Source organism: Blastococcus sp. SYSU DS0541 (assembly GCF_054050875.1).
Genome location: NZ_JBJHAD010000015.1, coordinates 99,305 through 124,249 on the forward strand (window position 1 = coordinate 99,305; position 24,945 = coordinate 124,249).

Annotated in this window: 23 protein-coding genes and 5 tRNA genes; 15 read left to right on the top strand and 13 right to left on the bottom strand. The window is 73.1% G+C overall.

Features of this window, described 5'->3' with window-relative positions; translation table 11 throughout:
• The first annotated feature begins 96 nt into the window (after positions 1-96).
• Together pyk and ACI794_RS16040 are read left to right on the top strand one after the other, a co-directional pair.
• The gene (gene pyk, locus ACI794_RS16035) at positions 97-1,512 is read left to right on the top strand and encodes a pyruvate kinase (RefSeq protein WP_456601931.1); all 1,416 of its coding nucleotides are present in this window, start codon (positions 97-99) and stop codon (positions 1,510-1,512) included.
• Positions 1,509-2,387, top strand: a complete 879-nt coding sequence (locus tag ACI794_RS16040; RefSeq protein WP_456616844.1) for an acyl-CoA thioesterase — start codon at positions 1,509-1,511, stop codon at positions 2,385-2,387. The genes pyk and ACI794_RS16040 overlap by 4 nt, the downstream gene beginning before the upstream one ends.
• A gap of 36 nt (positions 2,388-2,423) precedes the next feature.
• Here the strand turns inward: ACI794_RS16040 and ACI794_RS16045 are convergent, their stop codons facing one another.
• Both ACI794_RS16045 and ACI794_RS16050 read right to left on the bottom strand, forming a co-directional pair.
• Positions 2,424-4,109 carry a pyridoxal-dependent decarboxylase gene (locus tag ACI794_RS16045; RefSeq protein WP_456601933.1) on the bottom strand — a complete coding sequence of 562 codons (1,686 nt, stop codon included), beginning with the start codon at positions 4,107-4,109 and terminating at the stop codon, positions 2,424-2,426.
• Positions 4,110-4,254: 145 nt separating this feature from the next.
• Positions 4,255-4,328: transfer RNA gene (locus ACI794_RS16050), tRNA-Leu, on the bottom strand.
• Between the two features lie 75 nt (positions 4,329-4,403).
• On the opposite strand from ACI794_RS16050, the gene ACI794_RS16055 reads away from it, so the two are divergent.
• Positions 4,404-5,000, top strand: a complete 597-nt coding sequence (locus tag ACI794_RS16055; protein WP_456601934.1) for an ANTAR domain-containing response regulator — start codon at positions 4,404-4,406, stop codon at positions 4,998-5,000.
• Positions 5,001-5,235: 235 nt separating this feature from the next.
• The gene (locus ACI794_RS16060) at positions 5,236-6,576 is read left to right on the top strand and encodes an ABC transporter substrate-binding protein (RefSeq protein WP_456601935.1); all 1,341 of its coding nucleotides are present in this window, start codon (positions 5,236-5,238) and stop codon (positions 6,574-6,576) included.
• Positions 6,577-6,758: 182 nt separating this feature from the next.
• Here ACI794_RS16060 and ACI794_RS16065 read toward each other — a convergent pair whose 3' ends face one another.
• The 5 genes from ACI794_RS16065 to ACI794_RS16085 all read right to left on the bottom strand — a co-directional run bounded on the left by ACI794_RS16065 (position 6,759) and on the right by ACI794_RS16085 (position 11,610).
• Positions 6,759-7,676, bottom strand: coding sequence for an ABC transporter ATP-binding protein (locus tag ACI794_RS16065; RefSeq protein WP_456601936.1), 918 nt, complete (start codon positions 7,674-7,676; stop codon positions 6,759-6,761).
• Positions 7,673-8,677, bottom strand: coding sequence for an ABC transporter ATP-binding protein (locus ACI794_RS16070; protein WP_456601937.1), 1,005 nt, complete (start codon positions 8,675-8,677; stop codon positions 7,673-7,675). Before ACI794_RS16070 ends, ACI794_RS16065 begins: the two co-directional genes overlap by 4 nt.
• Positions 8,667-9,665 carry a branched-chain amino acid ABC transporter permease gene (locus ACI794_RS16075; protein ID WP_456601938.1) on the bottom strand — a complete coding sequence of 333 codons (999 nt, stop codon included), beginning with the start codon at positions 9,663-9,665 and terminating at the stop codon, positions 8,667-8,669. Before ACI794_RS16075 ends, ACI794_RS16070 begins: the two co-directional genes overlap by 11 nt.
• A gap of 3 nt (positions 9,666-9,668) precedes the next feature.
• Positions 9,669-11,024 carry a branched-chain amino acid ABC transporter permease gene (locus ACI794_RS16080; protein WP_456616845.1) on the bottom strand — a complete coding sequence of 452 codons (1,356 nt, stop codon included), beginning with the start codon at positions 11,022-11,024 and terminating at the stop codon, positions 9,669-9,671.
• A gap of 154 nt (positions 11,025-11,178) precedes the next feature.
• Positions 11,179-11,610, bottom strand: a complete 432-nt coding sequence (locus tag ACI794_RS16085) for a PaaI family thioesterase (protein WP_456601940.1) — start codon at positions 11,608-11,610, stop codon at positions 11,179-11,181.
• A 91-nt stretch (positions 11,611-11,701) separates the two neighbouring features.
• Here ACI794_RS16085 and polA point away from each other — a divergent pair, with 91 nt between their 5' ends.
• Positions 11,702-14,440, top strand: coding sequence for a DNA polymerase I (gene polA / locus ACI794_RS16090; RefSeq protein ID WP_456616846.1), 2,739 nt, complete (start codon positions 11,702-11,704; stop codon positions 14,438-14,440).
• A 92-nt stretch (positions 14,441-14,532) separates the two neighbouring features.
• Positions 14,533-15,600 (top strand): AI-2E family transporter, encoded by a 1,068-nt coding sequence (locus ACI794_RS16095; RefSeq protein WP_456616847.1) that lies wholly within the window; start codon positions 14,533-14,535, stop codon positions 15,598-15,600.
• Positions 15,601-15,604: 4 nt separating this feature from the next.
• Here ACI794_RS16095 and ACI794_RS16100 read toward each other — a convergent pair whose 3' ends face one another.
• Positions 15,605-16,456, bottom strand: coding sequence for a class I SAM-dependent methyltransferase (locus ACI794_RS16100; RefSeq protein ID WP_456601943.1), 852 nt, complete (start codon positions 16,454-16,456; stop codon positions 15,605-15,607).
• A 219-nt stretch (positions 16,457-16,675) separates the two neighbouring features.
• Between ACI794_RS16100 and rpsA the strand changes: the two genes are divergently transcribed.
• The gene (gene rpsA / locus ACI794_RS16105; protein ID WP_456582562.1) at positions 16,676-18,139 is read left to right on the top strand and encodes a 30S ribosomal protein S1; all 1,464 of its coding nucleotides are present in this window, start codon (positions 16,676-16,678) and stop codon (positions 18,137-18,139) included.
• A gap of 236 nt (positions 18,140-18,375) precedes the next feature.
• On the opposite strand, the gene ACI794_RS16110 is transcribed toward rpsA, so the two are convergent.
• Positions 18,376-18,636 carry a hypothetical protein gene (locus ACI794_RS16110; RefSeq protein ID WP_456582561.1) on the bottom strand — a complete coding sequence of 87 codons (261 nt, stop codon included), beginning with the start codon at positions 18,634-18,636 and terminating at the stop codon, positions 18,376-18,378.
• Between the two features lie 147 nt (positions 18,637-18,783).
• On the opposite strand from ACI794_RS16110, the gene coaE reads away from it, so the two are divergent.
• On the top strand, positions 18,784-19,380 hold the full coding sequence (gene coaE, locus ACI794_RS16115; protein ID WP_456616848.1) for a dephospho-CoA kinase: 597 nt from the start codon (positions 18,784-18,786) through the stop codon (positions 19,378-19,380).
• Between the two features lie 232 nt (positions 19,381-19,612).
• Here the strand turns inward: coaE and ACI794_RS16120 are convergent.
• The 4 genes from ACI794_RS16120 to ACI794_RS16135 all read right to left on the bottom strand — a co-directional run bounded on the left by ACI794_RS16120 (position 19,613) and on the right by ACI794_RS16135 (position 20,488).
• A tRNA-Val gene (locus tag ACI794_RS16120) sits at positions 19,613-19,687 on the bottom strand.
• A 57-nt stretch (positions 19,688-19,744) separates the two neighbouring features.
• Positions 19,745-19,815 (bottom strand) — tRNA-Cys (locus tag ACI794_RS16125).
• Positions 19,816-19,856: 41 nt separating this feature from the next.
• A tRNA-Gly gene (locus tag ACI794_RS16130) sits at positions 19,857-19,929 on the bottom strand.
• Between the two features lie 94 nt (positions 19,930-20,023).
• Positions 20,024-20,488: an SsgA family sporulation/cell division regulator gene (locus ACI794_RS16135; RefSeq protein ID WP_456601945.1), complete on the bottom strand. Its 465-nt coding sequence runs from the start codon at positions 20,486-20,488 to the stop codon at positions 20,024-20,026.
• Between the two features lie 127 nt (positions 20,489-20,615).
• Between ACI794_RS16135 and ACI794_RS16140 the strand changes: the two genes are divergently transcribed.
• The 7 genes from ACI794_RS16140 (at position 20,616) to ACI794_RS16170 (ending at position 24,829) form a co-directional block, all read left to right on the top strand.
• Positions 20,616-21,266: a sigma-70 family RNA polymerase sigma factor gene (locus tag ACI794_RS16140; protein WP_456616849.1), complete on the top strand. Its 651-nt coding sequence runs from the start codon at positions 20,616-20,618 to the stop codon at positions 21,264-21,266.
• Positions 21,263-22,060 (top strand): anti-sigma factor, encoded by a 798-nt coding sequence (locus tag ACI794_RS16145; protein ID WP_456601947.1) that lies wholly within the window; start codon positions 21,263-21,265, stop codon positions 22,058-22,060. The genes ACI794_RS16140 and ACI794_RS16145 overlap by 4 nt, the downstream gene beginning before the upstream one ends.
• 26 nt (positions 22,061-22,086) lie before the next feature.
• The gene (locus ACI794_RS16150; protein WP_456601948.1) at positions 22,087-22,551 is read left to right on the top strand and encodes a TIGR02611 family protein; all 465 of its coding nucleotides are present in this window, start codon (positions 22,087-22,089) and stop codon (positions 22,549-22,551) included.
• Between the two features lie 26 nt (positions 22,552-22,577).
• Positions 22,578-22,649 (top strand) — tRNA-Val (locus tag ACI794_RS16155).
• Positions 22,650-22,756: 107 nt separating this feature from the next.
• On the top strand, positions 22,757-23,140 hold the full coding sequence (locus ACI794_RS16160) for an HNH endonuclease (protein WP_456582555.1): 384 nt from the start codon (positions 22,757-22,759) through the stop codon (positions 23,138-23,140).
• Positions 23,141-23,150: 10 nt separating this feature from the next.
• A complete protein-coding gene (locus ACI794_RS16165; protein WP_456601949.1) occupies positions 23,151-23,696 on the top strand; it encodes an MOSC N-terminal beta barrel domain-containing protein in 546 nt (181 codons plus the stop codon).
• Between the two features lie 11 nt (positions 23,697-23,707).
• Positions 23,708-24,829, top strand: coding sequence for a CapA family protein (locus ACI794_RS16170; RefSeq protein WP_456601950.1), 1,122 nt, complete (start codon positions 23,708-23,710; stop codon positions 24,827-24,829).
• Positions 24,830-24,945 lie beyond the last annotated feature (116 nt).

Genomic DNA, 24,945 nt, shown 5'->3' on the forward strand with positions numbered 1-24,945 from the left:
CCCCGGCCGGTCCACGGGAAGCGGCTCAGCGGCAGTGGGGAACGGCACGAGGCCGCGGTGCGGTCGGGAGGATCGCGATGCCATAGCGTTATCGCCATGTCCCGCCGCGCGAAGATCGTCTGCACCCTCGGTCCGGCCACCAGCTCCCCCGAGCAGGTCACCGCCCTCGTCGAGTCGGGCATGGACGTCGCCCGGCTCAACTTCAGCCACGGCGCGCACGAGGACCACGCCGCCGCGTACCACCTGGTGCGGAAGGCCTCGGACAGCACCGGGCACGCCGTCGCCATCCTGGCCGACCTGCAGGGTCCCAAGATCCGCCTCGGCACGTTCGCCGACGGGCCGGTCACCTGGGCCACCGGCAGCCAGGTCTGCATCACCGTCGAGGACGTCGAGGGCACCGCCGAGCGGGTCTCGACCACCTACAAGGACCTCGCCAACGACGTCCGGGTCGGCGACCGGCTCCTGGTGGACGACGGCAACCTCTCGCTCAGCGTCGTCCGCGTCGAGGGGCCCGACGTCTACTGCCTGGTCGTCGAGGGCGGCAAGGTGTCGAACAACAAGGGGCTCTCGCTGCCCGGCGTCTCGGTGAGCGTGCCGGCGCTGTCGGACAAGGACGAGCGGGACCTGCGCTTCGCGCTGCACCTGGGCGTGGACTTCATCGCGCTCTCCTTCGTGCGCTCGCCCACCGACGTCGCCCTGGTCCGCGACATCATGCGCCAGGAGGACATCTTCGTCCCCGTCATCGCCAAGCTGGAGAAGCCGGAGGCGGTCCGCAACCTCGACGCGATCGTCGAGGCGTTCGACGGGATCATGGTCGCCCGCGGCGACCTCGGCGTGGAGTTGGCCCTGGAGCAGGTGCCGCTCGTGCAGAAGCGCGCCATCCAGGCCGCCCGCGAGCGGAACAAGCCCGTCATCGTGGCCACCCAGATGCTCGAGTCGATGATCACGAACTCGCGGCCGACCCGGGCGGAGGCCTCCGACGTCGCCAACGCCGTCCTCGACGGCGCCGACGCCGTCATGCTGTCGGGGGAGACCTCGGTGGGGCAGTACCCCATCGGCGCGGTCCGGACGATGGACCGGATCATCGAGGCCGTCGAGAGCGACCACCTGTGGGTGCCAGAGCTCGCGCGCCGCTCGCGCTCGCGGTCGGGGGCGATCGTGCGCGCCGCCCGGGACATCGGGGAGTCCCTCGACGTCAAGGCGCTGGCGACCTTCACGCAGACCGGGGAGACCGCCCGCCGGCTGGCCGCCCTGCACCCCCGGCAGCCGCTGCTCGCGTTCACGGTCGACGCCCGTGTCCGGAGCCTGCTGGCCCTCTCCTGGGGTGTCGAGACCTTCCTGGTGCCCGCGGTCGAGCACACCGACGACATGGTCGCCCAGGTGGACTTCTCGTTGCTGTCCATCGGCCGCCTGCAGGTGGGCGATCGCGTGGTCGTGGTCGCCGGCAGCCCGCCGAACACCGTCGGGTCCACCAACCTCATCCGCGTGCACGAGGTGGGTACCGACTCGTGAGCGGCGGGGCGGAGGACACCCAGGCGGCGGCGCTGCTGTCGGTGCTGGACCTGACCGAGCGGGAGCCGGACGTCTTCGTCGGCAAGACGCCGAGCAGCGAGCGGCAGCGCATCTTCGGCGGCCAGGTCGCCGGCCAGGCGCTCGTGGCCGCGGGGCGCACCGTGCCGGCCGGGCGGGGCGTGCACTCGCTGCACTCCTACTTCCTCCGGCCCGGCGACCCCTCGGAGGAGATCCGCTACTCCGTCGACCGCATCCGGGACGGGCGCTCCTTCTCGACGCGGCGGGTGATCGCCTGCCAGCGGCGCAAGGGCGAGGACGTCGCGATCTTCGCGCTCACCGCGGACTTCCACGTCGGCGAGCCGGCCGTGGCCGAGCACTCCCTCCCGATGCCGCAGGTGGCCGGTCCCGCGGAGATGATCGGCACCGAGGAGATCGTCGCCCGGCACGGCGGGCGGGCCGCCTTCATGGCCGCCATGGGACGGGTCGTCGAGCAGCGCTTCCTGCACGACCCGTTCGCGGCGCCGCCCAAGTCACCGCCGCACACGCAGTCCTGGACCTGGTTCCGGGTGGCCGGCGAGCTGCACGACGACCCCGTGGTGCAGGCGGCCGCGCTGACCTTCGTGAGCGACCTGACGCTGCTCTCGGCCGGGTTCGCGCGTCTCGGCGGCGGCTGGCCCGACTTCATCGGCGCGAGCCTCGACCACGCCGTGTGGTTCCACCGTCCGGTGCGCGCGGACGACTGGCTGCTCTACGAGACCGACAGCCCGGCGGCCGCGGCCGGCCGGGCGCTGTGCCTCGGCCAGATCTGGGCCGCCGACGGCACGCACGTGGCGACCGTCGCCCAGGAGGGGCTGATCCGGTCCCCGGAGCGCTGAGCGCCGCTCCGGGGACCGTGCCGGTGCCCCGGCCGATCAGACGGGGTTCGCGACGTCCTCGCCGGCCGGCTCGGTGACCGGCGCGTCCGTCGGCCGGCCCGGTGCCTGCTCGTCGGCGCCCTGCTCGTCGGCGCCCTGCTCGTCGGCGCCCTGCTCGTCGGCCGGCGCCTGCTCGCGCTCCGCCCGCTCCCGCTCCGCGTGCTCCCGCTCCGCTCGCTCGCGCTCGGCGGCCCGGGCCGCGGCCTGCTCCTCGGCCTGCGCGGCGAAGTCGGCGGCGAGCCAGTCGTGGCCCTCGACGAGGAGCGCCCACGCCCGCTCGACGTGCGCCCGCGTGGTCGCCGGCGAGCCGATCGCGACGCGGAGGACCGCTTCCCGCCGGACCGTGGTGTGGGTCAGGAAGACCTCGCCGCCGTCGTTGAGGCGGTCCAGCAGCGTCATCGTCGCGACGTCGGCGTCCACCCCGACCGGCCACCGCGGCTTGAGGCAGACCAGCGAGAGCGGGTGCGGGGCGACGACGTCGAACCGCTCGTCGGCCGCGGCCCAGCCGGCGAGCTCCTGGGCGAGGGCGACGTGGCCGCGCACGTGGGCGCGCAACCCCTCGGCGCCGTACCAGCGGAGGACGAACCAGAGCTTGAGGGCGCGGAACCGGCGGCCCAGCTCGATCTGCCAGTCCCGGTAGTCGACGACGGCCCCGGCATCGGTGGCGGCGTTGCGGAGGTAGTCGGGGAGGATCGACAGCGCGCCGGTGAGGGCCGCGCGGTCGGCGACCCAGAAGAGCGTCGCGTCGAAGCCGGTGAGCAGCCACTTGTGGGCGTCGGTGGTGTAGCTGTCGGCCCACTCGACCCCGGCCTGCAGCTCGCGCAGCTCGGGCGCGACCGCGCTGACGCCGGCGTACGCGGCGTCGACGTGCAGCCAGACCCCGAAGCGCTGGCAGATCGGCCCGATCGCGGCGAGGGGGTCGACCGCGGTGGTGGAGGTGCTGCCCACCGTGGCGCAGACCAGCACGGGCCGGTACCCGCGGGCGACGTCGCGCTCGAGCCGTGCGGCGAGCGCGGCGGGGTTCATGGCGAGCTCGCCGTCGACCTCGACGATCCGGACCGCCTCGGTCCCGAGCCCGGCGATGCGGACGGCCTTCTCCATGGAGGAGTGCGTCTCGCTGGAGACGTAGACGGTGGCGCGGTCCGGCTGCACGCCCTGGCGGACGGTCGCCCCGCCGCTGGCCCGGTGCAGCGCGGCGAGCAGGGCCACGAGGTTGGCCCCGGAGCTGGAGTCCTGGACGACGCCGCCGCCGGTGCCGGTGGAGAGGAACGAGTCGGGGAGCCCGAGGAGCCCGGCGAACCAGTCCATGACGTGCTGCTCGAGCTCGGTGGCCGCTGGGCTGGTCACCCACGACATGCCCTGCACCCCGAGGCCGGCGGAGACCAGGTCGCCCAGCACCGAGGGGCCGGAGGTGTTCGCCGGGAAGTAGCCGAGGAAGCCGGGGTGCTGCCAGTGGGTCACGCCCGGGAGGACGACCCGGTCGAGGTCGGCGAGCACCGCGGCGAAAGGCTCGCCCTGCTCCGGCGGCTGCTCCGGCAGCATGGCCCGGACGTCGCCGGGGGAGACCTGCGAGCGCACCGGGAAGGAGCCGATGCGCGCCCAGTAGTCGGCGATCCAGTCGACCACCTCGTGGCCGTGCTGCCGGAACTGCTCGGGCGTCATGTGCGGCGCGGGCTCGGTCACAGGGCCACGGTAGGGGGATCGTGGCGAGGGGGGCCCGGAGGGTCCCGCGTAGCCGCGATGGACGCGCTCGTCGCAGCGGGGGAGCGGCACGTGGGCGCGGTGTCGTCCGGAGGACGACGGACCACGAGGACGACGGATCACACGGTGCCCCCGGTGCGACTCGAACGCACACTGCGCGGGTTTTGAATCCGCTCCCTCTGCCGATTGGGGTACGGGGGCGTGCCGGGTGCGACCGGCGCCCGAGAAGAGTAGCCGGGCGGTGCTCCCCGGCTGACGCCGATAGGCTCCACCCCCGTGAGCAGCGAGCCGATCCGTGTCCTGATCGCCGAGGACGAGGCACTCATCCGTCTGGACCTCAAGGAGATGCTCGAGGAGGAGGGGTACAGCGTCGTCGCGGAGGTCGGCGACGGGCAGCAGGCCGTGGAACGCGCCGAGGAGCTGCGCCCCGACCTGGTGATCCTCGACATCCAGATGCCGGTGCTCGACGGCCTGTCGGCCGCGGAGCGGATCGCCTCGGCCCGCACCGCGCCGGTCATCGTGCTCACGGCCTTCAGCCAGCGCGAGCTGGTGGAGCGGGCCCGCGACGCCGGCGCCATGGCCTACCTGGTCAAGCCGTTCTCCAAGAACGACCTCGTGCCGGCCATCGAGGTGGCGCGCGGCCGGTTCGCCGAGATGACCGCGCTCGACGGCGAGGTGCGCACGCTGGAGGAGCGCCTGGAGACGCGCAAGGTCGTCGAGCGGGCGAAGGGCCGGCTCATGGCCGAGCAGGGCATGACCGAGGCCGAGGCCTTCCGCTGGATCCAGCGCACCGCCATGAACCAGCGGACGAGCATGAAGGCTCTGGCGGAGTCGGTCCTGGCGGCGGCGACGGCCGACGAGGGCCCTGCCTGACCCCTGATCGCCTCCCCGCTGCGCCCGCCGGGCGGCAGGGTCGTGCGGCCTCACGCGGCGTGTTTCCTGGTCCACGGTGCGGACGGCGAGGTCACGACCTCATCACGGTCGTTGCGCATGAGGGTGCAACCCCCAGTGCGGAAGCTAGGTTCTGCGCACTGATCGGCGCCCGGTCGGTGGTCGTCGCGTACGCGCGCCGGCGCCCGGGTGCACTGATGACACTGGGAGTTGCTTGATGCGCACTGGCACTACTGCCCGCAGCATCGCCGTCACCGGTGCTGCCCTGCTGGCGCTGACCGCCTGCGGTGGCGGCGACGAGGGCGGCACGTCGGCCGAAGGTGGCGGCGGCGGCGAAGGCGAGAAGCAGGTCAACGTCTACGGCACCGACGGCAACATGGGCAACGCGCTCGGGGAGTCGTTCTCGGAGCAGGGTGCCCTCGCCGGTATGCGGGGCACCACGCCGCTCACCGAGCTGGGCACGGAGTTCACCGACCGGCTGCTGGAGATCGACCCGGACCTCCAGGACTTCAACTACGCCGGCGAGACCTATGACGCGATCATGATCTCCGCGATCGCCGCGCAGCTGGCCGGCAGCACCGACCCGGCCGTCTTCGCCCCCTACATCAACGGGGTCACCTTCGGCGGCGAGGCCTGCGAGGACTTCGCCTCCTGCAAGGAGATCGTCGACGGCGGGGGCAACCCCGACTACGAGGGCGTCTCCGGTCCGCTGGCCTTCGCCGAGCCCGGTGAGCCGTCGGTCGCCAGCTTCGGCATCCTGCAGTTCGGCGAGGACAACACGATCGCCGCCGACGAGACGCAGTACGTGCTCGCCGGTGACGAGGCCAACGCCGCGTCCGACGAGGGACCGGCCCCGGCCGCTCCCGGCGCCACCGCGACCGACCCGCTGGTCATCGGCACGCTGCTGCCGCAGACCGGTGACCTGGCCTTCCTCGGCCCCCCGGAGATCGCCGGCGCCGACCTGGCCGTCCAGGAGATCAACGAGGCCGGTGGGGTCCTCGGCCAGCCGGTCCAGCTGATCCAGCGTGACTCCGGTGACACCTCGACCGACATCGCCACCCAGTCGGTCGACGCGCTGCTGCAGCAGAACGTCGACGTCATCGTCGGTGCGGCCTCCTCGGCCGTCACCCGCACGGTCATCGACAAGATCACCGGCGCCGGTGTCGTGCAGATCTCGCCGGCCAACACGTCGGACGAGTTCACGTCGTACAACGACAACGGGCTGTACTTCCGCACCGCCCCGCCGGACACGCTGCAGTCGCGTGCCCTCGCCGACCTCATCATCGAGGACGGCGCGAACACGGTGGGCATCCTGGCCCGCAACGACTCCTACGGCACCGGCCTGGCGGAGAACACCGTCGAGAACCTGGTGAGCAGCGGGCTCTCGGAGGACAGCATCGAGCTGGTCATCTACGACCCCACGGCGTCCAACTACGACGCCGAGATCCAGGACATGGTGGAGCTGAACCCCGACGCGATCGTGGTCATCGGCTTCGACGAGTCGGCACGGATCATCGAGGGTCTGAACTCGCAGGGCATCGGCCCGGCGCGCGGCTGACCCGGCCGGCGGATCGCTGATCCGCGCACGGCCAGCAGGAGCCCGGCACCGCATCGCGGTGCCGGGCTCCTGCGCGTCCGCCCGCCGCCGGCCGCGGCCGCACCCCGGCGATGCGCAGGACGACGACGGCGCCGGCAACCCCGTGGGGGTCACCGGCGCCGTCGTCGTGCGTGCGGGAGGTGCTAGTGCGCCTTGGCGAGGGTCCCCAGGTAGAGCTCGATGACCTTGGGGTCGTGCATGAGCGACTCGCCGGTCGCGGTGTAGGCGTTGCGGCCCTGGTCCAGGACGTAGCCGCGGTCGCAGATCTGCAGGCAGCGCCGGGCGTTCTGCTCGACCATGATGATCGAGACCCCGGTCGCGTTGATCCGGCGGCACCGGATGAAGACCTCGTCCTGGTAGGCGGGGGAGAGGCCCGCCGAGGGCTCGTCGAGCAGCAGCACCGACGGCTCCATCATCAGCGCCCGCCCCATGGCGACCATCTGGCGCTCACCGCCCGAGAGCGAGCCAGCCTTGATGCGGCGACGCTCGCCGAGCATGGGGAACAGCTCGGCGACGTAGTCGAACCGCTCCCTGAACGCCTTGGGGCGCAGGTAGGCGCCCATCTGCATGTTCTCCTCGATGGTGAGCGAGGGGAACACGTTGTTGTTCTGCGGCACGTACCCGACGCCCAGGGACACCAGCCGGTGTGCGGGTGCGGAGGTGATGTCCTCCCCGCGCAGCGTGACCGCGCCCGACCGGACCGGGATCAACCCGAAGAGCGTCTTGAGCAGCGTCGACTTCCCGGCCCCGTTCGGGCCGATGATGCCGACGAGCTCGCCCTCCTGCAGGTAGAAGTCGCAGCCGTTGAGGATGTTGACGCCGGGCACGTAGCCCGCGACGAGCTCGTCGGCGCGCACCAGGGCGCCCTCCGCGAGCCTGCTGTGCTCGGGGCGCGTCGCGGCGAGCTCGGCGGGGGAGAGGCCGGTGGTCGCGCCGTCGCGGTCGCCCGCGGCGTCGGTGGCCGCCGGGGCGTCGCCGCCCTGGTCGACCGGACGGTCGAACTCGTACTCGGGGTTCGTGCTGGTGCGGGGGTCCTTGCCCGCTCCCGGATCGATCGTCATCGGTCGCCGCCCTTCCGGTGCGTGCCCTCGGAGCCCAGGACGTCCCCGTCCCGGGTGTTCTGCCGCGCGATCGCCTCCTCGGCCTCGGCGAGCTGCGCCTCCTCCTCCTCGACGGTGAGGGGGGCGTCGTGGTGGGCGCCGAGGTAGGCGTCGACCACGGCCTGGTTCTGGCTGATCGACTCCGGCGGGCCCTCGGCGATCACGTTGCCCGCGGCCATCACGACGACCCAGTCGCTGATGTCGCGGACGACGTCCATGTCGTGCTCCACGAAGATGACCGTCATGCCCTGCTCGCGCAGGTCCTTGACGTGGCCGAGCAGGCTCTGCGTCAGGGCGGGGTTCACCCCGGCCATCGGCTCGTCCAGCATGACGACCTTCGGGTCGCTCATCAGCGCCCGTGCCATCTCCAGCAGCTTGCGCTGCCCACCGGAGAGAGTGCCGGCGAACTCGTCCTTCTTGGTGTCGAGCTTGAAGCGGCGCAGCAGCTCGAGCGCCTTCTCGGTGTTGGCCTTCTCCTGCGCCCGCCACAGGCCGGGCACCAGCGCGGAGAAGAAGCCCTCACCCTTCTGGCCCTGGGCGCCGAGCAGCATGTTTTGCAGCACGGTGAGCCGGGACAGCGCCTTGGTGAGCTGGAAGGTGCGGACGACGCCGAGGCGGGCGACCTGGTGCGAGGGCAGCTTGCCCAGCGGGCGGCCGTCGAAGGACCAGGTGCCGCCGTCGGGCTGGTCGAACCCGGTGAGCAGGTTGAACAGCGTGGTCTTGCCGGCGCCGTTCGGGCCGATCAGCCCGGTGATGCCGCCGCGCTGGATCTCCAGGTGGTCGACCGAGACGGCGGTCAGGCCGCCGAAGGTGCGGGTCACCCCGTCGACGACGATCGTCGGGTCCGGCTTGGCGACGCCGACCTCCCACGGGATGTCCCGCAGGGCTGCCTGGGCGAGCCGCTGCGGCGCGGCGCCGGTGGACGCGGCGTGCGCGCCGGTGGGGATGGGCTCAGCGGGCATCGAGCATCACCTCTCGTCGGTCACCGAAGATGCCCTGCGGCCGGAACACCAGCAGCAGGATCAGCCCCAGACCGATGATGACGAAGCGGATCTGTGCGACGTCGGTCGTCGAGAGCAGGCCCTCGGGGATGACGCCGGTCTGGATGAGGCTCCGGAGACCGGAGTCGGCGAACTGGATGATGAAGTACATCAGCATGGCGCCGGCGACGGGACCGAGCACGCGCGCCGCGCCACCGAGGATGAGCGCGCCGTAGGCGAGGAACGTGTTGGCGTTCTGGTACTGGTCCGGCGTGGCCGAGCCCGTGCCGAGGGCGTAGATCATGCCGCCCAGCGCCCCGAAGACGCCACCGAGGACCAGCGCCTGCATCTTGTAGACGTACACGTTCTTGCCGAGGGCGCGCACGGCGTCCTCGTCCTCGCGGATCGACTTCACGACCCGGCCCCACGGGCTGCGGACCAGGCCCCAGATGAGCAGGCAGGCCAGGGCGACCAGGGTCCAGCCCACCGCGGTCACCCACAGGTCCGCGCCGCTCCAGAAAGTGCCCAGCAGCCGGTACCGGCGGCTGGTGTCCCACGGGGCGAGCTCGACGAAGGCGTTGTTGAAGCCGGAGATGCCGCGGGAGCCGTTGGTGACCGGCGTCGCGGAGACCGATCGGAAGAGCAGGCGGAGCCCCTCCGCCGTCGCGATGGTCGCGATGGCCAGGTAGTCGGCGCGCAGCCGCAGCGTGGGCAACCCGAGGAGCAGGGCGAGGAGGACGGCGCCGGCGATGCCGATGGCCACGCCGACCCAGAAGTTCAGCCCCCACTGGCTGACCGAGACCGCGATGCCGTAGGCGCCGACCATCGCGAAGGCGATCTGGCCGAAGTTGAGCAGCCCGGTGTACCCGAACTGCATGTTGATGCCGAGCGCCAGCAGGGCCAGGAACACGGCCTGGAAGCCGAGGCCCGCCTTGACGGCGATCGCCAGTGCGTCGATGAACTCACCCATTGCTCAACCCACCCGAACCCGGCTGCCGAGGATGCCCTGCGGCCGCACCATGAGGATCACGATCAGCAGCAGCAGCCCGCCGACGTACTTGATGTCGTTGGGGATGACCAGCGTGGACATCTGCACGAAGACGCCCACGACGATGCTGCCGACCAGGGCGCCGTAGGCAGTGCCGAGCCCGCCCAGGGTGACGCCGGCGAACATCAGGAGCAGCAGGCGGAAGCCCATGTCCCACTGCACCTCGTCGGAGAGGCCGAGCAGCACGCCGCCCAGGGCCGCGAGTGCGCCGCCCATCATCCAGACGACCAGGATGACCCGGTTGACGTCGATGCCGGAGGAGGCCGCGAGGTCGCGGTTGTCGGCGACGGCGCGCATCGCCTTGCCGATGCTGGTGCGCTGCAGCATGAGCGCGACCAGCACGAGCACGACGAGGGCGATGACGATCGAGTAGAGGTCCTTGTCCGTCAGGTTGAAGGGGCCGTAGTCGACCGCCCGCTGGCCCCGGTAGTCGGCGTAGGCCTCGGAGCTGCCGCCGAAGAAGATCTGGTAGCCGTAGCGGAGCAGCAGCGACAGGCCGATGGAGATGACCAGCGCGGCCACCAGCCCGGTGCCCCGCCGCCGCAGCGGCCGCCACAGCAGCCGCTCGTTGGCCGCGCCGATGAGGGCGCCGATGAGCATGGCCAGCAGTGCGGCCGGGATGAGCGGCACCCCGCCGTCGACGTTGATGAACCAGGCGACGATCGCCCCGATGGTGACCAGCTCGCCGTGCGCGAAGTTGGTGAGCCCCGTGGTGCCGAAGATGAGCGAGAGGCCGACGGCGGCCATGGCGATCAGCAGCCCGAAGCGCAGGCCGTCGACCAGGAGCTGGATCCACAGGACCGTGCCGCCCCCGGAGTTCCGGCTGCCGTCGTCCAGGCCGATGATGACGCCCTGGTTGCGGCCGGCGTCGACGGTGACGGTGCGGCTGTTGCCCGCGGCGAACTCCACGCCCTCGGGCAGCGCGTCCTCGGGGACGGTGACCGTGTACTCGCCGGGGCCGGGCACCTCCACGGAGAAGCGGCCGTTCTCGTCGGTCTCGTCGGTGCCGACCTCGTCACCGTCGGGGGTCGTGACGACGACCTCGACCCCTTCGATCGGTCCGCTGAGGCTGGTGCGCAGGGTGCCCGAGACGGACTCCCCCTGGGCGCGGGCGACACCGGGGGTCAGCGTGGCCAGGCCGGCGGTGAACAGCGCGACCAGCAGCAGGTGCAGGGCGGTGAGGCCCCTGCGGCGCGCTGCACCGGCCGGCGTCCGAGACCCTGCTCGCGCGGGCCTGCTTCGTCGACCGTGCCGGCGGACACGGCCCGTCGGGTGCGTCACTCGACCTCCTCGGCGGATTCGTTGAGGTCGGAACCTAACGCAGTTGCCGGGTCCTGCCGCCACCATGCGCCGAGCTGTGACCTTTCCGCGACACGCCGTGGCGTCCGGGTCGCGCACAGTGGTGAAGCACCGGCGCGGTCGGGTGACGGGTGGCTCAGCCCCCGTCGCGGCCGGCCGGGCGCCGCGCGGCGAGGGTCATGCAGGTCAGCCGCGCGGTGGCGGTGCGCCGTCCCTGGTCGTCGGTGACGTCGATGAGGAAGGTGGAGAGCGTGCGGCCCCGGCGCACCGGCGTGCAGACGGCGGTCACCGTGCCCGCGGTCGCCGCGCGGAGGTAGCTGACGTTGAGCTCGATGCCGACGACCTGCCGGTCCGGGCCGGCGCCCACGGCCGCGGCCATCGACCCGATCGTCTCCGCGAGCGTGCAGGTGGCGCCGCCGTGCAGGAGGCCGAAGGGCTGCTCGTTGCCCGCGACCGGCATCGTCGCGACCAGCCGGTCGGGGTTCCAGTCGGTGATCCGCACGCCGAGCTTGTCGTCGAGAGGGCTGCTGATGCCGTCGGGCAGCCAGTCCGGGGGAGGGGTGCTCACGGCACGGCACGGTAGTGGCCCCGTCGCAGGGACCCGCGGCGAGCGTGCGAGTCGTGGGGGCGACGGAGTCCTTTCACTACGATCGGCGGCGATGTCCGCTCCGGTCTCCACCTCCGCGCCCGCCGCCTCTTCGAGCCCGGGCACCCGCCCGCGGCTGCTGCTCCTCGACGGGCACTCGCTGGCCTACCGGGCGTTCTTCGCGCTGCCGGTGGAGAACTTCTCGACCACCACGGGCCAGCCGACGAACGCCGTCTACGGCTTCACGTCGATGCTGATCAACATCCTGCGCGACGAGCAGCCCACGCACCTCGCCGTCGCCTTCGACGTCGGCCGGAAGACGTTCCGGAGCGAGATCTTCGCCGAGTACAAGGCCAACCGCGCCGAGAGCCCGACCGACTTCCGCGGGCAGGTCAGCCTCGTGCAGGAGGTGCTCGGCGCGCTGCGCGTCCCGGTCATCACCGCCGAGGGCTACGAGGCCGACGACGTCATCGCCACGCTCACCGTGCAGGCCGTCGAGCAGGGCATGGACGTGCTGATCGCCACCGGCGACCGCGACGCCCTGCAGCTGGTCAACGAGCACGTCACCGTGCTGTACCCGCGCAAGGGCGTCTCGGACATGACGCGCTTCACGCCGGAGGAGGTCGAGACCAAGTACGGCCTGTCGCCCGCGCAGTACCCCGACTTCGCGGCGCTGCGGGGCGACCCCAGCGACAACCTGCCCAGCATCCCGAGCGTCGGCGAGAAGACCGCCGCCAAGTGGGTGCGCGAGTACGGCTCGCTGGACGCCCTCGTCGACCAGGTGGACACCGTCAAGGGCAAGGTGGGGGAGAAGCTGCGCGAGCACCTCTCCTCCGTGCTGCAGAACCGGCGGCTCACCGAGCTGGACCGGCAGGTGCCGCTGGAAGTGGGGCCGGCCGACCTCGCCGTCCAGCCGTGGGACCGCAACGAGGTGCACACCCTCTTCGACAACCTGCAGTTCCGCGTGCTCCGCGACCGGCTCTTCGCCACCCTCACCAGCGCCGAGCCGGAGGTCGAGGGCGGCTTCGACGTCACCGTCGACGAGGTGCCGGCCGGCGGGCTGGGCGCCTGGCTCGACGCGCACGCCCGCACCGGCCGCACCGGTGTGATCTTCCGCGGCACCTGGGGGCGCGGCGCCGGCGAGCTGACCGGCCTGGCCCTGGCGGCGGCCGACGACCACACCGCCTTCGTCGACCTGGGCCCGGCCCTGGACGTCGCGGACGAGCAGGCGCTGGCCGCCTGGCTCGCCGACGCCGACCGGCCGAAGGTGGTGCACGAGGTCAAGGGCCCGCTGCTGGCGATCTGGGCCCGCGGCTGGGAGCTCGCCGGGGTGGTCAGCGACACCGCGCTCGCCGCCTACCTCGCGTTGCCAGGGCAGCGCTCCTTCGACCTCGGCGACCTGGCGGTCCGCTACCTGCGCCGGGAGCTCAAGGACGCCGCCGAGCCGGAGGAGCAGCTGACCCTCGACGGCCTGGGCCCCAGCGAGGACGACGTCGCCGCCGAGGCCGCGAAGGCCGACGTCCTCAAGGCCGTGGCGGTCAACGACCTCTCCGACGCGCTCGAGCAGGTGCTCGGCCAGCGCGGCGGCGGCCACCTGCTCGGCGAGATCGAGCTGCCGCTGACGTTCGTGCTGGGCCGCATGGAGCACCGAGGAATCGCCGCCGACCTGGAATTCCTGCACGAGCTGCAGCGGGAGTTCGCCGAGGGGGTCGCCGCCGCGGCGGCCGAGTGCTACGCCGTCATCGGCCGCGAGGTGAACCTCGGCTCGCCCAAGCAACTGCAGATCGTGCTCTTCGACGAGCTCGGCCTGCCCAAGACGAAGAAGAACAAGACCGGCTACACCACCGACGCCGAGGCGCTGACCAACCTGCTCGCCCAGACCGGGCACCCGTTCCTCGAGCACCTCATGCGCCACCGCGACGTCACCCGGCTGCGCACCGTCATCGACGGGCTGATCCCCATGGTCGACGACGCCGGGAGGATCCACACCACCTTCCAGCAGACCATCGCGGCGACCGGGCGGCTCTCCTCGACCGACCCGAACCTGCAGAACATCCCGATCCGCACCGCCGAGGGCCGACGGATCCGCCAGGCCTTCGTCGTCGGGCAGGGCTACGAGTCGCTGATGACGGCCGACTACAGCCAGATCGAGATGCGGATCATGGCGCACCTCTCGGGCGACGAGGGGCTCATCGAGGCCTTCATGTCGGGGGAGGACCTGCACTCCTTCGTCGCCTCGCGCGCGTTCGACATCCCGATCGAGGAGGTCGACCCGGAGATGCGCCGCCGGATCAAGGCGATGAGCTACGGGCTGGCCTACGGGCTCTCCGCCTACGGGCTGTCCGGGCAGCTGCGCATCTCCGTCGAGGAGGCGCGCGAGCAGATGCACGCCTACTTCGAGCGCTTCGGCGGCATCCGCGACTACCTCGACGGCGTCGTGGACGACGCCCGCCAGACCGGCTACACCGAGACGACCCTGGGCCGGCGGCGCTACCTGCCCGACCTCACCAGCGACAACGGGCAGCGCCGGCAGATGGCCGAGCGCATGGCGCTCAACGCCCCCATCCAGGGCTCCGCGGCCGACGTCATCAAGGTGGCGATGCTGAACGTGGAGAAGGCGATCGCTGCCGAGGGGCTGGCCTCGCGGATGCTGCTGCAGGTCCACGACGAGCTCGTGCTCGAGGTCGCGCCGGGGGAGAAGGAGGCCCTGGACGAGCTGGTCCGCCGGGAGATGGCGGGCGCCGCGCAGCTGTCGGTGCCGCTCGAGGTCTCCGTCGGCGTCGGCGCGAGCTGGGACGCCGCGGCCCACTGACGGCAGGCGTCCCGCGTTACAGGCTGTTGTCGATCCGGGCCGGTCGGCCCGTCGGATGTGTCACGGGCCGCTCCCTGGCCCACACCGGGTCCATGGGCTTCCCCGCACCTTCCGGTCCGACCCGTCCACCGGTCCCCGCCTGGCTCGCCACGTCCTCGGCCGTGGGCGGCCGGCTGCTCGTGCTCGCCGTCCTGCTGTGGCTCCTCGCGGGCTTCGCGGTCAAGCTGACGCTGCCCCTGGTGGCCGTCCTCATCGCGCTGCTCGTCGCCGGCATCCTGACGCCGCTCGTGGAGTGGTCGCACGGTCGCGGGGCGCCGCGCTGGCTGGCCGCGGGCGGGGCGGTGCTGCTCCTGGTCGGCGTCCTCGGTGCCGTGCTCCTGGCCCTGGGTGCGCGCATCTCCGGCCAGCGGCCCCGGTTGCGGGAGCAGTTCCAGCAGGTCGCCTCGGACCTGTCGCAGCGCTTCGGCGTCGAGTTGCCGGGCCTCGGCTCTGCCGGCTCCGGCGGGGGCGGATCGGGCGGTGGTACCACCGCCGGCGACCTGCTCGCCCCCGCGCGGACGGTGGCCGAGGTGGTGGTCGGCGCCTTCCTGGTCGTCGCCCTGGCCTACCTCTTCCTGCACGGTGGCCCGGGGATCTGGCGCTGGCTGCTGGGGAAGTTCGGCGACCGGCTGCGGGAGGACGTCGACGCCGGCGGCCGCGCGGCCTGGACCACCGTGGGTGGCTACGTCCGCGGCCTGACGATCGTGGCGCTCTTCGACGCGGTGGGCATCGGGGTCGGCCTGCTGGTCATCGGGGTCCCGCTGGCGCTGACCCTCGCGGCGCTGCAGTTCCTGGCGTCCTACATCCCGACGATCGGCGCCTTCGTCGCGGGGCTGGTCGCCGTCGTCGTCGCCTACGCCTCCGGGGGGCTGGCCACCGCCGCGCTGGTCCTGGGGCTGGTCGTGGTCGTGCAGCAGCTCGGCAACTCGTTCGTGGAGCCCTACGTGATGCGCAACCGGCTGCCCCTCAACGCCGCGACGGTGCTGCTCGCGGTCACCGTCGGGGGGGTGCTGTGGGGGATCGCCGGGGCGCTGCTGTTCGTGCCGCTGGCCGCCGCGATCTCCGCCGCCGCCCACGAACTGTGGGTGCGGCACGGGCGCCGGCCCGTCGCGGGCGGGTGACCCCTCACGCGGGCGCGCGGCAGACCAGGATCAGCGTGCCCGGGACCAGGGCGCCGCGCTCGGGGGACCACTGCCCCCAGCTCTCCGTGCGGCCGGGCGTCCACTCCGGCTCGACCAGGTCCTCCAGCACCAGACCGGCGCCCACGACGGCGCGCACCCAGTCGCCCACGGTGCGGTGGTGCTCCACGTAGACGGCCCGGCCGCCGTCGTCGGTCTCCACGTAGGGGGTGCGGTCGAAGTAGGAGGAGACGATCCGCAGGTCCTCCGGGTCGGGGGAGTCGGGGAACGGCCAGCGCATCGGGTGGTTGACCGACGCGACGAAGCGCCCACCCGGTCGCAGCACCCGGGCCACCTCCCGCAGCGCCCCCTCGACGTCGGCGACGAACGGCAGCCCGCCGAACGCCGAGCAGGCCAGGTCGACGCTGGCACCGGCCAGCGGGAGCGCACCGGCGTCGGCCTGCAGCAGCGGGACGTCGACGCCGGTGGAGCGGTTGAGCTCGGCGGCGTGCGCGAGCATCCCGGCCGAGAGGTCCATCGCCACGACCTCGGCGCCCGCGGTCCGCAGCCACCGGGCGCACGGCGCCGAGCCGCAGCCGATCTCCAGCACCCGGCGGCCGGCGACCTCGCCCAGCAGGTGCGCGTCCGCCTCGCGCAGGCCCTCGGGGCACCACAGGAAGTCGGCGTCACCGAGGTCGGAGCCGTGCTCGGCGAGGTACGCCGGCGCCGCCGCGTCCCACCACCGGCGGTTGGCCCGCGCCGACTCCTCGGTGCCGGCGGCGCGGCGGGCCACCCCGCCCGCCGCGGGGTAGCCGTCGCTGCCGAGGGGGAGGCCCGGGCCGGCGGAGGGTGCGCTCATGACACGCCGATCGTGACACGCCGCCGGCCGGGGAAGACCGGTCGCACCCAGGTGGACCGCGCGCGCCCGGCGTCCGTACCATGGAGAGGCGCCAGAGGTCTGTCGTGCCCTTCCCCTTCGGGAATGCCCGCGCCGGTTCTCCCCGCTGTACCTCCCCGCGGTCCGACGGCCGCGGGTCGTCCTGTCCCTACGCATAAACCGTCCGGAGCAACCAACCACATGACCTCCACTCAGGTCCGTCCTTCCAGCACCCCCCAGGTCGCCATCAACGACATCGGCACCGCCGAGGACTTCCTCGCGGCGATCGACCAGACGATCAAGTACTTCAACGATGGCGACATCGTCGAGGGCGTCATCGTCAAGGTGGACCGGGACGAGGTGCTGCTGGACATCGGCTACAAGACCGAGGGCGTCATCCCCTCGCGCGAGCTGTCCATCAAGCACGACGTCGACCCCAACGAGGTCGTGAGCGTCGGCGACGAGGTGGAAGCCCTGGTCCTCCAGAAGGAGGACAAGGAAGGGCGGCTGATCCTCTCCAAGAAGCGTGCGCAGTACGAGCGCGCCTGGGGCACGATCGAGGCCAAGAAGGAAGCCGACGAGGTCGTCACCGGCACCGTCATCGAGGTCGTCAAGGGTGGCCTCATCCTCGACATCGGCCTCCGCGGGTTCCTCCCCGCCTCGCTGGTCGAGATGCGTCGCGTCCGCGACCTGCAGCCCTACGTGGGCCGCGAGCTCGAGGCGAAGATCATCGAGCTCGACAAGAACCGCAACAACGTCGTCCTCTCGCGCCGCCAGTGGCTGGAGCAGACGCAGTCCGAGGTGCGCAGCGAGTTCCTCAACAAGCTCGCCAAGGGCCAGGTGCGCTCGGGTGTCGTCTCCTCGATCGTCAACTTCGGTGCGTTCGTGGACCTGGGCGGCGTCGACGGCCTCGTGCACGTCTCCGAGCTGTCCTGGAAGCACATCGACCACCCGTCCGAGGTCGTCGAGGTGGGCCAGGAGGTCACCGTCGAGGTCCTCGACGTCGACCTGGACCGCGAGCGGGTCTCCCTGTCGCTGAAGGCGACGCAGGAGGACCCGTGGCGTCAGTTCGCCCGCACGCACCAGATCGGGCAGGTCGTCCCCGGCAAGGTCACCAAGCTGGTCCCCTTCGGTGCGTTCGTGCGCGTCGACGAGGGAATCGAGGGCCTGGTGCACATCTCCGAGCTGGCCGAGCGCCACGTGGAGATCCCGGAGCAGGTCGTGCAGGTCGGCGACGAGATCCTGGTCAAGGTCATCGACATCGACCTGGACCGCCGCCGGATCTCGCTGTCGCTCAAGCAGGCCAACGAGGGTGTCGTCGGCGACGAGGAGACCTTCGACCCGGCCGCCTACGGCATGGCCGCCTCCTACGACGAGCAGGGCAACTACATCTACCCCGAGGGCTTCGACGCCGAGACCGGCGAGTGGCTCGAGGGCTACGACGAGGCCCGCGAGACGTGGGAGCGGCAGTACGCCGAGGCCCAGGCCCGCTTCGAGGCGCACCGCAAGCAGATCGCGGCGGCCAAGGAGGCCGACGCCGAGGCTGCGGCCGGCGGCAGCTACTCCAGCGCCGAGCCCACGCCGGACGCCCCGAGCACCGGCGGCACGCTCGCCAGCGACGAGGCGCTCGCCGCGCTGCGCGCGAAGCTGGCCGGCGGGGAGTGATCTGAGGGTCTGAGACCCGCAGGCACCGCACGTCGGAGGCCCAGGACCCGGTGGTCCTGGGCCTCTGGCGTTCCCGGGCCCGGCGACCATTCGGGAGCGGCGGGTGCACCGAACTGCGCGAGCACGACGAAGGCCCGTGGACGGTGTCCACGGGCCTTCGTCGGAAGCCGGGTGCACGGGGCCCGCTCCTGCGCGCTCCTGCGCTGCGCCACCGCGAGGGCGGGGCGGGCGGGGGGCTACAGGCTGAGGATGATGGCGAACGCCGTGCGGGGGCGCCCGCCGGAGCCCGCGAGGAAGCTCCAGGTGTGCCGGCCGGTGGTCGGCGTGGAGAACATCCAGCGCAGCAGCGAGCTGCGGTGGGCGACGGCGGGGCGCTGGTACTGCATGCGCTCCCGGACGGCCGGGATGTCGGCGCAGCGCACGCCCGTGGCAGAGCCGAGCCGGTGCCGGCCGGCGGCGCGGGACGACGGGGACGCAGCGGGCGTGTGACGGGACATGTTCTCGGTCTACCTCTCTCGGCGGGGAAAATCGCCGGGGCAGACGTTAACGGTGGTGCGCGTGTGACTGCTGCGACGCGCCCGGCGCGTCGCCGGCGTGTTACCTCTCCGTGATCTCCGGGAGGGATGGGTCGCTACTGTCCGTGCGTGCTGAGGATCGGACTGACGGGCGGGATCGGCTCGGGCAAGAGCACCGTGTCCAGGTTGCTGGCCGAACGTGGCGCCGTGGTCGTGGACGCCGACCTGATCGCCCGGGAGGTGCTCGAACCCGGGACGCCGGGCCTCGCCGCGGTCGTGAGGGAGTTCGGCGAGGGGGTGCTGGCCGAGGATGGCTCCCTGGACCGGGCGGCGCTGGCGGCCATCGTCTTCTCCGACGAGGAGGCGCGGCGGCGTCTCGACGCCCTGGTCCACCCGCTCGTGCGGCAGCGGTCGGCCGAGCTGGTCGCCGCGGCTCCCGAGGACGCCGTCGTCGTCAACGACGTGCCATTGCTCGTGGAGACCGGGCAGGCGGGGAGCTACGACCTCGTCGTCGTCGTGGAGACGCGGCAGGAGATCCGCGTGGCCCGGCTGGTGGAGCGGGGCCTGACCGAGGCCGACGCGCGCGCCCGCATCGCCGCCCAGGCGACCGACGGGCAGCGGCGCGCGGTCGCCGACGTCGTCCTCGACAACAGCGGGAACCTGCAGCACCTGGCCGAGCAGGTCGACCGGTTCTGGTCGGAGCGGGTCCAGCCGATCCGTGGCTGACGGGGGACTCGCTGCTCCGTCGCCGCCGGCAGCTCCTGCTGTGCCTCGGCTGGGCCCTGGCCTCGCGGCGACGGTTGCGCCAGGAGGGGACGGCCCGAGACGGGGCGGCCGCGCCGGCTCGATCTCGCCGTGCGGAGGACGGCGACCGTCTCGTCGGCGACCTCCACCTCCGCCGGTAGGCCGCCGGAACGACAAGACCCCGGGCGCCTGTCGGCATCCCGGGGCCTTCGTGTGGTGGGCGATACTGGGTTCGAACCAGTGACCTCTTCCGTGTCAAGGAAGCGCGCTACCACTGCGCCAATCGCCCGATCCGGCCGGTGGGCCGGCTCCCTCCTCCGCGCTCGTGCCCCGCGAGGAAGCGACGAGGTGGAGACGGGATTTGAACCCGTGTAGACGGCTTTGCAGGCCGTTGCCTCGCCTCTCGGCCACTCCACCGCACGCGGGCACCAGTCTCTCGACCGGTGCCCGAGGTTCCGAGCGGACGACGGGATTCGAACCCGCGACCCTCACCTTGGCAAGGTGATGCTCTACCAACTGAGCCACGTCCGCGTTACGGGAAGAACTCTAGCGGACGCCCTGAGGGGGTGTGCAGGGGGGGTCCCCCATCCCTCTCCCCGGTGGCCCGCCGGAGCGTTTCCGCTGGTCAGCGCCCCGGTGTGTCGGGTCCGCCGTTGGACAGCAGGGCGTCGAGCTCCTGGTCGAGCTGCAGCAGCGCGCCCTCCGAACCCGACGGCACCAGGGCCTCGGTGTGCCGCAGGAAGGCCGAGACCGTCGCGCGGGAGAGCTCGAAGAGGGCCTCTCCCGACGGGGCGCGCAGGTGCAGGTAGAGCAGGTCCGACGTCGCGCGCGCCGGCCAGATCCGGACGTCGCCGTCGCCCGCGGGGTGCTCGAGACCGGCCTGGAGCAGCTCGCGGCTGACCAGCCAGGCGATGCCCTCCTCGCCGTCGACCGCGCCGTCCTGCTCGCCGGCGTCGCCGAAGGCGATGCGCACCGCGTAGGGGTCGGTCGGGTCGTAGCACAGCAGCGCCGGGACCTCGGTCCAGGACCGCGGGCCGACCAGCTGGAGAGTGATGGGCGAGATGTGGCCCGAGGTCCATCGGCTCGTCATGACAGTTCCAACGAGCGCGCTTGGCAGAAGTGACGTGCTGGGTCTCGTCGAGTCACAGCAGCATCATGCGTCACGGACGGGTGTTGCAAACCGGATGGGCGCGTCGCACCGAACTCCTCGTGTGACGATGGGCGCCGTGAGCCGACCGGTCCTCCGGCCGGAGGACGGCGTCGGCGACGTCGAGATCCTCCGGCGCATCCGTGCCGGGGACCGGAACGCCGTCGACGAGCTGTACCAGCGCTTCCGCCGGCCGGCGTTCGCCCTGGCGCGGCGCATCCTCGGGGACGACGGTCTGGCCGAGGACGTGCTGCAGGACGTGTTCCTCGGCGTGTGGCGGGACCCGGACGCCTACGACCAGGCCCGCGGCAGCTTCTCCTCCTGGCTGCTGGCCGTCGTCCACCACAAGGCGGTCGACGCCGTGCGCCGCGAGGAGTCGCAGCGCCGTCGTCAGCACCGGGCCGAGGACGAGGCGGCGCTCGAGGGGCCGGTGGCCGCCCGGGACGTCGAGGACGACGCCTGGTCCCGCGTGGTGTCCCAGCAGGTGCGCTCAGCGCTGGGCGAGCTGCCCGCGGCCCAGAAGGAGGCGCTGACGCTGGCCTACTACGGGGGCTACACGCAGCGGGAGGTGGCGGCCCTGACGGGGACGCCGCTCGGCACGGTCAAGACCAGGATGCTGGCCGGCATGCGCCGGCTCCGCTCGGAGCTCGGCGGGCTGGCCGGCCCGCCAGGGGGCAGTGCGCTGGAGGGCGGCTCGCCGGTGGACGGGACGACGCGATGAACGGCGAGCACGCGTACGACGAGCTCGCGGTCGGCTGGGCCCTGCACTCCCTCGAGCCGGAGGACGACGCCCGGTTCGCGCGGCACCTGCCCACCTGCGAGCGCTGCGCCCGCACGGTGGCCGAGACCTCGGAGCTCATGGCCGCCATGGCGCACGACCTGCCGGCCGCTGAGCCCTCCCCGCAGCTCCGTGACCGCCTCCGGGCCGCCGTCGACGCGACCGAGCAGCTGCCGTCCCGGGCGGCCGCCGAGGCGCCGGCTCCCGCACCCCTCCGCGAGGAGGCGCCTCCGGTGCCCCGCCCGGCGCCGGGGCGGCGCAGGCTGCTGCCCCGGGCGCTGGTCGCGGCGGCGGTCGCCGCCGTCGTCGGGCTGGGCGTGTGGGTGGCCGCGCTGGACCGCGCCCGTGACGACCTGCGCGCCACGGTCGCGGCCCAGGAGGAGGTCGTTGCCGAGCTGCTGCGCCCCGGCCGGGCCGCGATCGCGCCGCTGACCGCCGAGGACGAGCGCCAGGTGGCAACCGTCGTGGTCCGGGAGGGGGACGTCCAGGTGGTCACCGACGGGCTGGAGCGCAACGACACGTCGTCCACGACCTACGTGGTGTGGGGGCTCGGCGCCGGGGACCCGGTGGCGCTCGGGGAGTTCGACGTCGTGCGTTCGCAGATCGAGGTCCGGGCCGTACGCTCCGAGGGGACCGGCCTCGACGACTTCCCCGCATACGGCATCAGCATCGAGCCCGGTCGGCAGGCTCCGTCGGCACCGACGGAGGTAGTGGCGACCGGGCAGGTGACCAGCTGAGCGCGCGAGAGACGACGACGGGGCCCGTGGCTGAGGCGCGCCAGCAGCCGGAGACCCCGGGCGAGCGGCGGACGCGGTACGACAACGACGACGTGCACAGCCTGCGCGAGCGCGTCGCCGGGGCACGCTGGCGCCGGCGTCTCGCGCTCCGCCGCGGCCTGAACCACAGCTACCGGGTGGGCGTCGGCATCGTCGGCAGCCTGATCGTCGCCATGGGCCTGCTCACCATCCCGCTGCCCGGCCCGGGCTGGCTCACCGTGCTCGCCGGCCTGTTCATCCTCGCCACGGAGTTCACGTGGGCCGAGCGGACGTTGGAGTTCACCAAGCGCCACGTCACCCGCTGGACCGAGTGGGTCGGCGCCCAGCGGGTCTGGGTCCGGCTGCTCATCGGGCTGGCGACCGCCGCGTTCGTGTACGGCATCCTCGTCGTCTCGCTGCACCTCATGGGGGTGCCCGACTGGGTGCCGGGGTGGGTGCCGCTCTGGCGGTGAGCGTCTGGCACAATCGGACGCGCAACGGGCGATTGGCTCAGTGGTAGAGCGCTTCGTTCACACCGAAGAGGTCACTGGTTCGAACCCAGTATCGCCCACCGGCACGCAGGGCCAGGGAAACCCGGAGACGGGGGAACCTGGCCCTGCGTCGTCTCCCGGCGGGCGCGGGGGCGCCGGGGCGCGGATCGCGGGACCATGGACGGCGATGACCGCGCAGCCCGACCGCGCCGCCCGGCTCCAGCTGGTGCTGGACCGCGACGGCCCCACCTGCGTGTGGTGCGGGCGCACCTTCTCCCCGCTGGTCACCCCCACCACCGAGCACGTCGTGCCCCGCGTCAAGGGCGGGCCGTCGTGGCTGGAGAACGAGGTGGCGGCGTGCCGCCGGTGCAACGGGGAGCGGGGGCACCGCAGCCCGGTCGAGTGGCTGGAGGAGTGCCGCCGGCGGGGGTGGCCGGCCGACGCGACCCGCCTGGCCCGCGCCCTGGACGGCCTGGCCGTGGCGATCGCCCGCACCGGTGGCCAGCGGCGGGCCCGCCCCTACCTGGACGCCCAGCTCCGGCGCCTGCGCCGGTCCCGGCCGGCGGCCTAGGGTCGGTGCCGTGACGACGACCGGGCGCGTGGCGCGCATCTGGGTCTACCCCGTGAAGTCCCTCGGCGGCACCGCCCGGGAGAGCGTCCACGTGGACACGGCCGGCCCGGCGGGCGACCGCGCCTGGACCGTCGTCGACGCGGCCAGCGGCGAGGTCGTGCGCGGCAAGCACGCCCCGGGCCTGGCCGTGCTCACCCCGACCGGCGACCCCGACGCCGATGCCCGGGCGGTCACCGGGGCGCTCGGCCGCCCGGTGCGGATCGAGCCGGCGCCCGGCGGCTCCGCGGCCGACGCCGCTCCCGTGCACCTGGTCTCCCGCCAGGCGATCGACCGGGCCGCGGCCGGCGACGTCCCCGAGGGCTGCTCGGTCGACGATCCGCGCGCCAACGTGCTGCTCGACCTGCCCGACGACGACGAGCGCACCTGGGTCGGCCGCGAGCTGCGCATCGGCACCGCCCGGCTGACCGTCGTCCGGACCCCCAAGCACTGCCTGGGCGTCTACGCCGAGGTCCGGCAGCCCGGCGAGATCTCCGTCGGCGACCCCGTGCTGCTCTAGCGTCGTCGCCCATGCGTCGCTGGTGGGCCGCCGGGGCGGCCGCGCTCCTGCTGACCGGCTGCGGCAGCGAGGCGGGTGCGCCCGCCGAGCGGGCCGGGGACCCCGTCGCCACGGCCCCCGCCGGTACCCCGGGACCGCCGCCGGAGCCGGAGAGCTTCACGCTCGTGGCGACCGGCGACGTGCTGGTGCACCAGGGGCGGGCGCTGACCTCCGGCGCGCTCCGCCCCGACGGCTCCTACGACTTCAGCGGTGTGCTCGCGCCGGTCTCCGGGATCATCGGCGGGGCCGACCTGGCCATCTGCCACCTGGAGACGCCGGTGGCGCCGGAGGGCGGGCCGTACCGCGGCTACCCGAGCTTCAGCGTCCAGCCCGAGATCCTCGACGCGCTGGCCGGTGCGGGCTACGACGTGTGCTCGACGGCGTCCAACCACTCGCTGGACGCCGGCTTCGACGGGCTCACCCGCACCCTGGACGCCCTCGAGCGGGTGGGGATCGCGGCCACCGGCACGTACCGCAGCGAGGGGGAGGGCGCGGAGCCGACGATCGTCGACGTGGCCGGCGTGCGGGTGGGCCACGTCGCCGCGACGTTCAGCCTCAACGGGGTGCCGCTGCCCGCGGGCCGGGAGTGGTCGGTCGACGTCGTCGCGGTGCCGGACGTCTCCGGGATGCTGGCCGGGGCGGCGCGGGCGCGGGCCGCGGGCGCGGACGTCGTCGTCGCCAGCCTGCACTGCTGCCAGGAGTACGACCACGACCCGACGGAGGGCCAGGTCGCCGCGGCCCGTGCGCTGCTCGCCTCCCCGGACGTCGACCTGGTGCTGGGCCACCACGCGCACGTGGTGCAGCCCTTCGAGCGCATCGACGGCGAGTGGGTCGCCTACGGCCTGGGCAACCACATCGCCGAGCACGCCACCCGGGGCTACCCGACGGAGGACTCGGTGGCCGCGCGCTTCACCTTCACCCGCGGGGACGACGGCCGGTTCGCCGTCTCGGTGGCCGAAGCGGTGCCGCTGCGCATCGAGTTCGGCGCCGGCGTGCGGGTGGTGCCGGCCGACCCGGTCAGCTTCGCGCGGATCGTCGACGTCCTCGACGGTCGGGGCGCGGTCGCGGCCGGGCTGGAGGTCGTCCGGGACTGAGCCGGGCGCGCACTAGGCTCGGGACCGCAGAAGGGGGGGGGGGGGGGGCCCCCCCGCCCCCACCCCCCCCACAACCACACACACACCCACCGAACTATACAAAAACCAAAAAAACC